Consider the following 13157-nt stretch of genomic DNA (forward strand, 5'->3'; position numbering starts at 1 on the left):
TTTTTTTTTTTTTTTTTTTTTTTTTATGGGAAAATGGACTCAGTATAAGTAATCATTTATTAGACTTAGGTCTTGAAATGTTGAGTGTGTACAGCAAAAATACATAATTTTTTGTGTGGACAATGATATTTGTTAGTCGTAAGAACTATATAACTTCTTGTATAAATAAAAGAAGATCATGTCACATGAAATTTTGTATGGAGATGTATGTGTAAGTCAATGCAGAATGTTGATTATACGTATATATGTAAATGAAAAAAACAATTAAATAGGTAAAAAGTATAATTTATATTAAAAAGAAGATTCTTTATATCTGAAATAAAAATTCATAATAGTGCAAATTTATAGAAATAAAAATCTCCTATTCAGTTTTAATATATTTATGTCGAAATAGATCGTAAGTTGTCTGGAGCGCGACCAAGAGAAGGGTTACCAAGCGTTATATACATAACTGGACACTACGATGCCTAGGAGGAGATTACATGAAGTGGTTTGGAAATTTGAAAACAGCAACAAAGATTATCTCAGCGTTTTTAGTTGTGTCGATAATCCTTGCGGCGCTTGGCGTCTACTCTGTAGTAACATTGAGAAGTACGAATGAACGAATGCAAGAGATGTATAACAACAATCTAATCTCTGTGAAAGAATTATCATCTGCTCAGATTGATTATCAAAGAATGCGTGTGAACGTGCGTGATTTGAGCTTCGAAACCGTTGAAACCGAAAAAACTCGGATCACGGAGAACATCGCTTCGATCCGTCAGAGTGTGAATGATCGCCTGACCATCTATCGTCCGCTTGCAACAACCCCTGAAGAAATAGAGTTACTCCGTAATTTTGATGCGGAATATCCAGGATATTTAACAATGTTTGAACGAGCAACTAATCTGGCTGTCGCAGATGATCAAAGTGCCTTTAATACCTTCCTTAAATCTGAGCTTAAACCACAAGGAGACAGGATTGTAGAACTCCTTACCAATTTGATCGACCTTAATGAAAGTATGGCTGAACAGGCGAATATACAATCTCAGGCTGCCTATTCACAAGCATTTAAAGTAACGATAATTCTTGTGGTTCTGTCCGTACTCTTCAGTATTCTCATTGGATATATCATCTCTCGCTCCATTTCGAAGCCGCTCATGGCTATGCTGGGTCTAGCTACGGAAGTTGCCAACGGAAATCTCACCCTTAAGTCAGACATATCCAGCAAAGATGAAGTGGGTCAACTAGCCGCGGCACTGAATCGGATGGTCGATAATCTGAAAGAGTTAATTAACAATATCGTGATGAACTCCCAAAGTGTTGCTGCTTCTTCGGAACAGATCTCAGCCAGCACACAGGAAATTGCGAGCACCAGCACAAGCCAATCCAGTGAGGCGGGAAATATCTCCGAATTGTTCAAGGAGCTTTCACTTGCCATTAACTCCGTCGCTGCAAGTGCGGAAGAAGCGGCTGAACTGTCCAACGATACGGTGAAGACTGCTCGTGAAGGTGGACTTGTTGTACAGACTTCATTGGAAGGTATGCAAGCTGTTAATACAAAAATGACCAAGCTTGAAGATGATTCTCGTAAAATCGGTGACATCATTGAAGTGATTGACGATATTGCTGAGCAGACCAATCTGCTAGCGCTGAATGCTGCAATTGAAGCGGCACGTGCCGGAGAACAAGGACGAGGATTCGCCGTAGTAGCAGATGAAGTCCGGAAGCTTGCCGAACGAAGTGGCGAGGCGACCAAAGAAATTACAGCCATCATCAAAGCAATGCAGGAAAATACGAGACAAAGTGTACAGGCTGTAGCAGCCAGTGTTGAGCAGTCTTCCATGACTGGACAGGCGTTTGATCAGATCATCGATATGGTCAATAACTCTTCACAGAAAGTAAACGAAATTGCTGCTGCATGTGAAGAAGAAGCAGCCCAAGCCGCAGAGGTGATGAGCTCTGTTGAATCCATCTCGGCTTCCAGTGAGGAATCCGCGGCTGCATCGGAAGAGACGGCGGCAACATGCCAATCTCTGGCACGTCTGGCGGAAGAGCTGGCAAATTCTGCAGCAGCCTTCAAAACAAATTAATAAAATTGAATTGAGGGTGAATCGATGTCTTCACTTCAGAAGGAACAATATATTGAACTGTCTGTAGGTGCAGAGACTTGCGCCATTCGAATCGAAGAAATTCACGAAATTATTAAAATGCTTAGCATTACAGATATTCCATTTAGCCGCCCAGAGATCAAAGGGGTAGTTAATCTGCGTGGCAAGGTTGTATGTGTGATGAGTCTGCGGAACCTGCTGGGTATGCCGGATGAACCGGACACCAGAGCAACGCGTATTATCGTAGTTCGACATCAGGAAGAATATATTGGCTTGATCGTGGATCGGGTGAACAAGGTAACCACATATTCCGAAATTCATCCGCCAACCGGCGGATATGGTCGTAACCGTGAAGGTTTATTCCATGGTGTGGGTCAACAGGAAGACAAGCTTGTGGGCATTTTGAAACTGGACGAAATATTGGGCGGTTAGGGAGGTATATACGAATGATGGATTTGTCTGCCTACCGTGACATCTTTATCGAAGAACTGAATGATCAACTGGAACGTATGGATCAGTCTTTATTGGCATTGGAGCTTTCGCCTTCTGTAGAACTGGTTCAGACGCTGTTTCGGGCAGCTCATACCATCAAGGGATCGGCATCTACTATGGATTTTCGTGAATTAAGCGACCTCACGCATGAAGTGGAGTATGCCCTTGAATGGGTCCGGGAGAAAAAACCGGAGATGACTTCGGAGCTAATTGATACGTTGTTCCGCTCTTTGGACGCCATGAAGGTGCTTCGTGATCAGTACATCCGTGGGGAAGCCTATGCAGACTTTCGAGCGGTAGTACGAGAAATAAAGGATTTAATTCAGACCCCGGCAGTAGTCGGGCAACTTAAAGTACCTCAATTGCAACCAGCAGAATCGATTATGGCACAGGTGGCTATAGTGTCAGGCAAGCAGTTATTGTCCATTCATATCGTGCTGGAGCAGAAGTGCATGATGAAAGCGGCCAGATATCATATTTTACGACAACGTATCGAGGACATCTGTGGTACGGTTGTCGCTACTTCGCTCATGGAGAGTCAACCGGGCGCGCAAAATGAAGATGATCATTATGGTCAGTTCATCATCATCGTAGCAACGTCGAAGGACCCACAGCAGCTTAAGGCAGAGCTGTCTTCAGACTCGGATATTCATATGCTGGAGATTGATCCATATCTACTGGAATCCATTGAGGTTGCAGCGACGTCTGCACCACTTGAATTCTCTGAAACAGAGCAATCGAAACAAAGCTTGCCTACCGTGAATACAACTGGGCCGGATGAGAAAGTGAAAGCTGCTCAACCTACAGTTCGTGTGAGTGTTGAGCGTCTGGACCATTTGATGAATTTGGTCGGTGAACTGTTAATTGATCAAACATCCCTTGCAGATCTGAGTGGATCGGGTGCGCGTAAGGAGTCTTCAACACTCATCCGGAGTATTAGTGGTGTATCCGATCATATGGGCAGGGTAATCAAGGAACTCCAAGAAGGTGTAATGAAGACACGGATGTTACCCATTGATCAACTATTCAGTCGCTTCCCGAGATTGGTTCGTGACCTATCACAGAAGCTGGGTAAGGATCTGGAACTGGTTATTCAAGGTGGAGAGACTGAGCTTGACCGGATGATTATTGAAGAACTGAGTGACCCGCTGATCCACCTCATCCGCAACAGTGCAGATCATGGCATTGAAAGTGCAGAGATTCGGGCGGAGAACGGTAAGCCGTCCAAAGGACGTATTACATTAACTTCGTTTCATGAAGAAAATCATGTTGTCATTCGTTATTCGGATGATGGCAAAGGTATCGATGGTGAGAAGATTAAAGCTTCCGCCTTGGGCAAGGGCATCATTAGTGAGGAACAGGCTGCACGCCTAACAACACAGGAAGCTGTCCACCTCATATTTGAACCTGGCTTCTCGACGGCTTCTTCTGTCAGTGAAGTATCAGGACGCGGTGTTGGAATGGACATCGTGCGTAGTCAGATCGGGCGACTCAACGGTATAATTGATATTGATACGGAGGTTGGTGTGGGTACCACGTTTACGATTCGTCTACCGCTCACACTGGCGATTATTAAAGGTCTGTTAGTCAAAGTATCGGGTCGTGTGCTGATCTTGCCGATGTATAATGTTGCTGAGATTGTTCGAATTTCACCTGAAGATATTCAGATGATCCAGGGGCAACAAGCGATCCTGAATCATGGACGAATTGTACCTTTTCACCGACTGTGTGACAGGCTCAACTATCCACGAACAGACCGCAAATCCAAGACCATTCCACTGGTGATCGTGCGTTCCGTTGATAAAATTGCAGCTTACGCAGTAGATGAGATTATAGGAAATCAGGAAGTCGTTATTAAGACACTCGGTACGTATCTGGGAGCGATGAACCATCTATCTGGAGCAACGATCCTCGGTAATGGTAAGGTTGCCCTTATATTGGACGCGTCCTATCTGGTGAGTCTTTAATCGTTAGATAAACACAAATTTTTATACAGGCCAAAAAGCCTCATCATCCATAACTGGACGGTGGGGCTATTTGTTGAACCTTTTGACATTGTGACCACTCAGGATTTGAAAATGAGATCCATAAACCGGTTGGCTGCCAGAGAGATCGGCATATTGCGTTTGGTCATAATCCCCACATGGGAAGGGGGGAGCGGGACATCAAGCTGAATTTCGAAGAGAGAACCTTCCTCCAGCTCTTTGGAGATAAATTCACGTGTGACATAGGAAATACCCAGTCCTCGACGCGCAAACTCAATCAACAGATCAACACTACCAACCTCAATCTCAGGTTTTAACGTGTAATTATAGCTGTTAAACAACTCAGTTATAGCCATCCGAACACGGCTGTTCCGGGAGAAGAGGATCAGTTGATGCTCCAGAAGCATCTCAAGTGTCATGATTTTACCCTTCAACTGAGCATAACGTTCCCCAGCTACAAAACAGTCCTTCAACTGAATACTTTCCCTGACTTCTAGCTGTGGATCAACAATGGGCATCCGAACAACACCAAGATCAATCTTGCCTTCTTTCAGAAAGGTGATGACTTCCGGCGTAGTTCCATGACTCAGATGTAGCTTGATATTAGGGTACAAGGTGTGGAATTCCTCTAGATACGCCAGCATGTAATGCTTGAACAGGGAGTCACTGCCACCAATTCTCAATTCACCATTGTCGAGATTCTTCAGTGCGGCCATTTTTTCTTCTGCAAGTGAGATCAGAATCTGGGATTGTTCAATATAGGAGTATAGACTGGCACCTTCCTGTGTCAGCGCTACACCCTTGGAATTTCGATAAAACAAGGTAAGACCAAAGCTCTCTTCCAATTGCTTAATGGCATGACTGACGCTGGGTTGAGTGATATACAGTGCTTTCGCAGCCTGTGTCAGACTTCCCGTTTTGGCGGCCCAATAAAAGACTTTATATAGTTCGTAATTTGTAGTCATAGATGTGGTCTATAGCTCCTGTGAAATATATTAATTACTTGTATAGCTATAAAACGTATTATAGTGTAACTACAACAAAGAAACCAGAGTTACTTGGAAGGAGAACGGTAAGATGGAACCAACTACCATTGTTTTATTTGGTGCAACTGGCGATTTAGCCAAAAGAAAAATATATCCTGCCTTATATAACTTATATCTTGAGCAGAAGCTTCCTGAAACCTTCTCATTGATTGGTCTGGGGCGTAGAGAGTGGTCTGATGAATTCTTTCAGGCACAAGTGGAAAAATCATTAAATGAATTTTCCAGACGCCAAGCTGATCCTGAAGTTGTGAAGTCATTTGTGAAAGCATTCCGCTACAGTGTATTGAATATAAGCCATAAGGAAGATTATATAAAGCTGTTGGGATTAGTTGAACAAAGAGAAGCTGAGCTTGGCATACCGTCCAATCGCTTGTTTTATCTCTCGGTTGGTCCGGAATTCTTCGAACCGATTGCCGAGAACATTCAAGAAAGTGGACTGGGTTCCACAGAGGGCTGGAAACGCCTCGTTATCGAGAAGCCATTTGGTCACGATCTACAGTCCGCCAGAGACCTTAATCGCAAATTAAGCGAATCGTTCACGGAGGAAGAGATTTATCGGATTGACCACTATTTGGGCAAACCGATGGTACAGCGTCTGGAGACGTTGCATCAGAGTAACCCAATCATGAAGGCGTTATGGAACAACCGTTACATCTCCAATGTGCAAATTACGGCAAATGAGACTGTGGGTGTCGAAGAACGTGCATCCTATTATGATCATGTTGGTGCAGTGCGAGACATGTTCCAGAATCATATGTTGCAATTGCTCATGATGATGGCGATTCAGCTTCCATACAACAGTACTTCCGAAAAAGTTGGATTGAAGAAAAAACACATTATGGAATCGATCCAGCCGTTACAAAAACAAACTGTGGGCGCAAACATCATCCGTGGACAGTATGCAGAAGGCAACATTCAAGGTAAACCGGTAAATGCGTATACTGCTGAACCGGGTGTAGCCGAGAATACGATGAATGACACATTCATTGCTGCCAAATTGCAAATTGATGATTTCTTCTGGCGTGGTGTTCCGTTTTACATTCGCACGGGTAAAAGAATGAAGGAGAAATCAACACGTATCGTGATTGAATTCAAAGAACCTTCAGGACAGACTAATGTGCTGAAAAACAAGGGTTCCAAGCCAAACCTGCTTGTCATTGAGATGAGTCCGGATCAGAGCATGACATTGCAACTGAATGCAAGTGATCCTGAGAATAAAGGTGAATTCAAACCGGTTCATATTGATCTTTCTCCGGACAAAGGTGACCTTGCGGAAGCTTACGAGAATCTGATTCGTGATGCTTTGCTGGGTGATCCAACCTTCTTTGCCCACTGGGATGAAGTAGAATTGTCATGGGCATGGGTGCAGCCAATTCTGGATGCATTCCAGGAAAATCTGTTGCCACTTCACCTGTATCCTGCGGGTAGCTATGGACCGGTTGAATCAGATGTTATGCTTGAAGAAGAAGGTCACCACTGGTGGTTTGATGAGCCGGCGGATCAGGAGTCTGTAGTTACAAATAGCATACCCTTGGCGGTTAATGCAAATCTCTAAACCAAAATAAAAAATATATCTGGAGGTAATTTAATCATGAAATTTTTTATCGATACAGCTAACGTGGAAGATATCCAAAAAGCATACAAAATCGGCGTATTGTCTGGCGTAACAACAAACCCATCTTTGGTAGCCAAAGAGGGCGTGAAATTCGAAGATCGTATTGAAGAAATCTTGCGTTTGGTACCTGAAGTGGAGTCCGTTTCTGCGGAAGTGACACCAGATGCCCTTACTGCTGAAGAAATGATCGCGCAAGCAGACGAATTGATCAAAATTAACAACAGTGACAAAAACATTACGATCAAATTGCCAATGACACTTGCAGGACTTGAAGCTTGCCGTTACTTGACCAAAAAAGGCGTGAAAACCAACGTAACGTTGATCTTCACTGTGAACCAGGCGCTCCTGGCTGCTCGTGCTGGTGCCACATATGTATCCCCATTCCTGGGACGTCTTGATGATATCTCCGAGGATGGCGTACAATTGGTTACCAAAATTGCTGAATTGTTCCGTACACATAACCTGGATGCACAGATTATTGCGGCTTCTGTAAGACATCCGGATCACGTTACACGTGTAGCGATGGCTGGAGCACATATTGCTACTGTTCCATTCTCCGTCATTGAACAAATCTCCAAACACCCACTGACAGATCAAGGTATGGACAAATTTGCAGCGGACTGGAAAAAAACAGTACAATAATCACTGAACATATATTCGTTTCAACTTACAATAAAACTATATAAATCATGGAGCATTGGGAGGACATAATGAGTAAACAACAGATTGGTGTTATTGGATTGGCAGTAATGGGTAAAAACCTGGCTTTGAATATTGAAAGCAAAGGTTTCTCGGTATCGGTATTTAACCGTTCCCCGGAGAAAACGAACGATCTTCTGAAAGAAGCAGAAGGTAAAAACCTGACAGGTGCGTTCACGATTGAAGAATTCGTGGAATCCCTGGAGTCTCCGCGTAAAATTCTGATCATGGTGCAAGCAGGTAAAGCAACAGATGCAACGATCGAGCAACTGCTTCCTCATCTGGATCAAGGCGACATTATTATCGATGGAGGTAATGCTTACTTCCCTGACACACAACGTCGCAGTAAAGAACTGGAAGAAAAAGGTTTCCGCTTCATCGGAGCAGGTGTATCCGGTGGTGAAGAAGGCGCACTGAAAGGCCCGGCAATCATGCCAGGCGGTCAGGAAAGTGCTTATCAGTTGGTAGAACCGATCCTTACAGCGATCTCTGCCAAAGTTGGCGATGACGCTTGTAGCACATATATCGGACCAGACGGTGCCGGACACTATGTGAAAATGGTGCATAACGGTATCGAGTACGGAGATATGCAGTTGATTGGTGAAGCTTATCACTTGCTCAAATCCGTATTGAACGTTTCCGTTGAAGAGTTGCATGAGATCTTCACCGAGTGGAATCAAGGGGAGCTGGACAGCTACCTGATCGAAATCACGGCAGATATCTTCTCCAAATACGATCCAGAAACAGGCAAACCAATGGTTGACGTTATTCTGGACGCGGCTGGACAAAAAGGAACAGGTAAATGGACAAGCCAAAGTGCGCTGGATCTCGGCGTTCCATTGTCCATGATTACGGAATCCGTATTCTCCCGTTTCCTCTCTGCGATGAAGGACGAGCGTGTAGCAGCTAGCAAAATCCTGAATGGACCAGCGACTGAAGCGTTCTCCGGCGACAAAAAAGCGTTCATCGAGAACGTACGTAAAGCATTGTTTGCAAGTAAAATCGTATCCTATGCACAAGGATTTGCACAAATGCGTGCAGCTTCCGATGAATACGGCTGGGATCTGAAATACGGTAACATTGCCATGATCTTCCGTGGCGGCTGCATCATCCGTTCGCAGTTCTTGCAAAACATTAAAGAAGCATATGACAAAGATGCAGAACTCAAAAACCTGCTCTTGGATCCTTACTTCCAAAACATCGTTGAGTCTTACCAAGGCGCATGGCGTGAAGTTATAGCGGCTGCTGTAAAACAAGGTATTCCAGTACCTGGCTTCTCCAGCGCACTGTCTTACTATGATAGCTACCGTACAGAGCGTTTGCCAGCCAACTTGCTGCAAGCACAACGTGACTACTTCGGTGCTCACACATTCAAACGTGTGGACAAAGAAGGTTCATTCCACTTCCAATGGATGGACACAAACGAGTAATTTTAATTCCGAAAATATAGCATTCCTGCAGTTATCCTTGAATTTAACTATTCAGGGCGGCTGCGGGAATGCTTTTTCTGGTTAATGGTTCGAATTTGAATATCATCAAATTGTAATAAAATGTACGAATCTGGGTTTGGCAAACAGATGATCTGACCCTTCAACTACGTTATACTTGTTCAGACGGACCTGTGTCCTTAATGAAAATTCAGAATACAACTTATTGACGTGGAGGTTAGACCGGGCATGTTTGTATTAGCGGGTATATTGTTTTTGGTCGTATACGGTTTATTAGTGTTCTACATAGGTTGGAGCGGTTGGAGTTGGATGAAACCAGTTGTGTCCGCCAGATTTCGATGGTTTTATATTATAGCACTTGTATTCCTTGCCGTTTCCTTCATTTTGGCACGGGTATTTGGAAGTATCTCGTTCCTCGGTATTATCGGTTCTTACTGGCTGGCAATCTTCTCGTTGTTATTGTTGATCCTGCCCGTCGTCCACCTCACGATGTGGTTGCTGAGATTAACCCGTATTCCAAGACATCACACACAGAAATGGGCGGGAGTTGTTACGCTGGTGCTGTTAGTGTCCACATTGGGTTACGGAATTTTTAACGCTTACAGCCCTGTAGTGAGAACGTATAATATCCAGATTGATAAAAAAGTAGAAGGTGTAGACAAGCTCAACATTGTCATGGCTGCCGATATGCACTTCGGACTTCTATCTGGCCCTGCACACGCCAAACGCATGGTGGAGGAAATTAATGCACTGAAGCCAGATCTGGTGCTGTATCCTGGAGATATTATTGATGACAATCTGGATATGTACCGCAATAGCGGAATTGCCGATATTATCAGTGATATTCAGGCTCCATACGGCGTCTATGCTTCACTCGGGAATCACGATAAGTTCGATGGTCCGATTGAAGATCTGATTGCTGCGCTGGAGAAGAGCAACATGCAAGTTCTGTACGATGACAAGATTGTCCTGGATGACAAGATCACCCTAATTGGACGGAAAGACCGAACAGAGAAGGATCGGGCAGAAGTCGCTACTTTAATGCAAGGCACTGATTTGACCCAACCGGTACTTATGATGGATCATCAGCCGTATGATCTGGATATTGCGGAGCAGAATAATGTAGATCTGGTCGTATCTGGTCACACCCATCGTGGTCAGATTGCACCGGCTCAGTTCATCACAAAGGCCATTTATGAGAACGATTGGGGTTATCTGCAAAAGGGCTCTATGCACTCCATCGTAACCTCAGGATTTGGATTCTGGGGACCTCCAATTCGTACTAGTAGTCGTTCGGAGATTGTACAGATTAATGTGACCTTCCAGTAATGATGAAAGGCCTTCGAGAGAAGGGCTCCTTATAAGCACGTCAAGCATAGATTGATGATACTGGCTCCGCTGTATGATGACAAGCTCAAATCGACTGTCGTCATAACGCGGAGTATTTCTTATGCAAATTTAGATGAATGCTGATTGATTAAGGAGTTTATATTAACATAAGACGGCACTATGCCCGGAAATCGGAGCTTCAAGCCGCCTGTTTTTTTATTATGTAAGTTAGTTTCTTACCCCTTTTGAAGGAATGGCTTCAAACGAATAAAATGCGCCTTTTGTATTGATTTTACCGATAAGCGTTGTGGCTCTTTTTTTCGTGAAGGTGTACTCGTTCTCTTGGATACGAACGGAATAACCTTTTAGCTCAATACCAAATATAGATCTGACTGTAGGTACAGCGATGGATAGTGCTTTGTTTTTGCTGAGCTTGGGCTTGGCAAAAGACTTTTTGAAATCAGCATCATTTTTCCAGTTGATACCTAATTCGTTGGTGACTTTCCATACCTTTCCGGTCTTGCTACCGATATGTACGTAATTTAGATTGTCGTTATCCCTATACTTCCATAACATATCTTTTCCTTCTACGGTAAATAAGGTGTAATCAAAAGCTTTTACTGAGGGTATTCCAAGTGTTTTGAGTGAATTTCGTGCTATGTTTGTCATCCAGGCATAGGAATCATCGATTTTATATTGCAGAATTGCCGACATTTGATTATCTTTGTCCACATCGATGTAAAGTTGTTGACTTGGTCCAAAGATGACCCAGTAGTTTTGGAGTAAATGTCCATGGTCCTGATCATTGGCTTTGAAACGCCAAAAACCACTTTTAATGAAGATATCTTCATCCTCAAATGTTTTTAAGAAGGCATCAAGCTTCAGGCGCAGCGCATTATCCATGACTTTATTGAGATCAGCGGTATCATACATGATAAGGGTGGACGCGACATGATTTGTATCAGGATCGTATCTTTGTGTGAAATCTGCGAATCCAGTTCCATCTATAGTTCCGTTAATGACCCACGGATCAAATGATGTGTCTATTTTGATGAATTGAATGTTCTGTTTCCCCACGAGTTTAACTAGTTCATCACTCAAAAGTTGTTGTGTCTTCCGATCCAGCTGGTCAGCGGACATGTAATTCTCTATTAACGAGAGTTCATTGGATTTTGCGGCCAAGGTGGGCGGCGCTGATAACAATAGCGAGATGGCAGCAATGACGGCGGTAAATGAAGTGATTTTTTTCAAAGTGAATCCTCCTGATTAGTTTGGGTCATATTATTAAATATCAAAGGTTATATCTCATTTCAAAATAACATAAAAGGTAAATGTTGCATATGATATAAAAAAAGTGGAATAGAGCGGCAGTATTTTTGGGTTGACACCGTTTTCAGGTTATGATAAATTATATCCGAGGCTTGTTACCGGTAATGCGGGCAAAACCACTATGGAAATGATTTTATTATTTCTGTTTTGGTTTTGCCCTTTTTTATTCCTCAAAAAAAACCAGGTGGGTCCATAATGATTATTAAACAGATATTTAATAACAATATTGTCAGTACCGTGGATGACAAAAATCAGGAACTACTGATCCTCGGCCGGGGTATCGGATTTAAGTTCAAAGCAGGCGATGAGATTGATGAAGAGCGGATTGAGAAGGTATTTCGTCTTCAGGATGCATCGATTTATGAGAAATTCAAATCCATCGTAGCTGAAGTGCCGATTGAGATTCTGCAGGCAACAGATGATATTGTGACACTGGCACGAACGCAATTGAACAAAACCATCAGTGACGGGATCTATGTCTCGCTGTCTGATCACATTCACTTTGCTGTTCAACGCTTGGAAAAAGGAATGATTACTCGTAATCCACTTTCTTGGGAAGTTCAGCACTTCTATAAGGCGGAGTATGATGTGGCCAGAGAAGCACTGACCTTGCTGAAGGAAAGACTGGATATTGAGTTTCCCAAAGATGAAATCTGTAATATTGCCTTACATTTCATCAATGCGGAAGTCAATGATTCCATGAACGATGTCACCCATCTGATGCAGCTGTTGCAGGAGATCATGAATATCATCAAATATCACTTCAACGTCGAATTGGATGAAGATAGCGTCAATTATTTCCGCTTCATCACCCATTTGAAATATTTCTGTCAGCGTGTCATTACACATTCTTCACATGATGATGCTGAGGAGTATTTATATGAAGTGGTTCGGAAGAACTATCCGGAGACATTCAAATGTATTGGCAAGATCGAGACTTTTATCCATAAGAACTATCAGTATGACATGACTCACTCTGAGCAGTTATATCTAACGCTCCATCTGGAACGTTTGATGAAAACCAAGCGGGACGAAAAGTCCACGCAATAGAATCAAATTACAACTGGATATCCTATGGGCTTGTTACTGTTCAATCAGGCAATACCCGAATGAGATGGCGCCAT

The 13157-nt window shown here is 43.2% G+C and carries 10 protein-coding genes; 8 read left to right on the plus strand and 2 right to left on the minus strand.

Annotated features, from left to right (window positions below; genetic code table 11):
* Positions 1 to 482 precede the first annotated feature (482 nt).
* The 3 genes from MHB71_RS06685 to MHB71_RS06695 are packed head-to-tail and all read left to right on the plus strand — an operon-like array spanning position 483 to position 4549.
* The gene (locus MHB71_RS06685) at positions 483 to 2072 is read left to right on the plus strand and encodes a methyl-accepting chemotaxis protein (RefSeq protein WP_340029118.1); all 1590 of its coding nucleotides are present in this window, start codon (positions 483 to 485) and stop codon (positions 2070 to 2072) included.
* A 24-nt stretch (positions 2073 to 2096) separates the two neighbouring features.
* On the plus strand, positions 2097 to 2522 hold the full coding sequence (locus tag MHB71_RS06690) for a chemotaxis protein CheW (protein WP_017687852.1): 426 nt from the start codon (positions 2097 to 2099) through the stop codon (positions 2520 to 2522).
* A gap of 14 nt (positions 2523 to 2536) precedes the next feature.
* A complete protein-coding gene (locus MHB71_RS06695) occupies positions 2537 to 4549 on the plus strand; it encodes a chemotaxis protein CheA (RefSeq protein ID WP_340029119.1) in 2013 nt (670 codons plus the stop codon).
* Positions 4550 to 4647: 98 nt separating this feature from the next.
* On the opposite strand, the gene MHB71_RS06700 is transcribed toward MHB71_RS06695, so the two are convergent.
* Complete coding sequence (locus MHB71_RS06700) at positions 4648 to 5532, minus strand: LysR family transcriptional regulator (RefSeq protein ID WP_036613457.1); 885 nt, start codon at positions 5530 to 5532, stop codon at positions 4648 to 4650.
* Between the two features lie 112 nt (positions 5533 to 5644).
* On the opposite strand from MHB71_RS06700, the gene zwf reads away from it, so the two are divergent.
* The 4 genes from zwf to MHB71_RS06720 all read left to right on the plus strand — a co-directional run bounded on the left by zwf (position 5645) and on the right by MHB71_RS06720 (position 10704).
* Positions 5645 to 7168, plus strand: a complete 1524-nt coding sequence (gene zwf / locus MHB71_RS06705; protein ID WP_340029120.1) for a glucose-6-phosphate dehydrogenase — start codon at positions 5645 to 5647, stop codon at positions 7166 to 7168.
* A gap of 36 nt (positions 7169 to 7204) precedes the next feature.
* On the plus strand, positions 7205 to 7870 hold the full coding sequence (gene fsa, locus MHB71_RS06710; protein WP_036613461.1) for a fructose-6-phosphate aldolase: 666 nt from the start codon (positions 7205 to 7207) through the stop codon (positions 7868 to 7870).
* 68 nt (positions 7871 to 7938) lie between these two features.
* The gene (gndA, locus tag MHB71_RS06715; RefSeq protein ID WP_036672842.1) at positions 7939 to 9357 is read left to right on the plus strand and encodes an NADP-dependent phosphogluconate dehydrogenase; all 1419 of its coding nucleotides are present in this window, start codon (positions 7939 to 7941) and stop codon (positions 9355 to 9357) included.
* Between the two features lie 246 nt (positions 9358 to 9603).
* Positions 9604 to 10704, plus strand: coding sequence for a metallophosphoesterase (locus MHB71_RS06720; RefSeq protein WP_340029121.1), 1101 nt, complete (start codon positions 9604 to 9606; stop codon positions 10702 to 10704).
* 228 nt (positions 10705 to 10932) lie between these two features.
* Here the strand turns inward: MHB71_RS06720 and MHB71_RS06725 are convergent, their stop codons facing one another.
* The gene (locus MHB71_RS06725; protein ID WP_340029122.1) at positions 10933 to 11955 is read right to left on the minus strand and encodes a hypothetical protein; all 1023 of its coding nucleotides are present in this window, start codon (positions 11953 to 11955) and stop codon (positions 10933 to 10935) included.
* 273 nt (positions 11956 to 12228) lie between these two features.
* Here MHB71_RS06725 and MHB71_RS06730 point away from each other — a divergent pair, with 273 nt between their 5' ends.
* Entirely contained in the window at positions 12229 to 13083 is an 855-nt protein-coding gene (locus tag MHB71_RS06730; protein ID WP_036613466.1) for a PRD domain-containing protein, read from the plus strand.
* Positions 13084 to 13157 lie beyond the last annotated feature (74 nt).

Source organism: Paenibacillus sp. FSL H7-0940, assembly GCF_037979415.1.
Lineage (GTDB): Bacteria > Bacillota > Bacilli > Paenibacillales > Paenibacillaceae > Paenibacillus > Paenibacillus amylolyticus.

Coding starts and splice junctions, on each gene's coding strand:
- MHB71_RS06685 (WP_340029118.1), top strand. CDS start 483: ATGAAGTGGTTTGGAAATTTGAAAACAGCAACAAAGATTATCTCAGCG.
- MHB71_RS06690 (WP_017687852.1), top strand. CDS start 2,097: ATGTCTTCACTTCAGAAGGAACAATATATTGAACTGTCTGTAGGTGCA.
- MHB71_RS06695 (WP_340029119.1), top strand. CDS start 2,537: ATGATGGATTTGTCTGCCTACCGTGACATCTTTATCGAAGAACTGAAT.
- MHB71_RS06700 (WP_036613457.1), bottom strand. CDS start 5,532: ATGACTACAAATTACGAACTATATAAAGTCTTTTATTGGGCCGCCAAA.
- zwf (WP_340029120.1), top strand. CDS start 5,645: ATGGAACCAACTACCATTGTTTTATTTGGTGCAACTGGCGATTTAGCC.
- fsa (WP_036613461.1), top strand. CDS start 7,205: ATGAAATTTTTTATCGATACAGCTAACGTGGAAGATATCCAAAAAGCA.
- gndA (WP_036672842.1), top strand. CDS start 7,939: ATGAGTAAACAACAGATTGGTGTTATTGGATTGGCAGTAATGGGTAAA.
- MHB71_RS06720 (WP_340029121.1), top strand. CDS start 9,604: ATGTTTGTATTAGCGGGTATATTGTTTTTGGTCGTATACGGTTTATTA.
- MHB71_RS06730 (WP_036613466.1), top strand. CDS start 12,229: ATGATTATTAAACAGATATTTAATAACAATATTGTCAGTACCGTGGAT.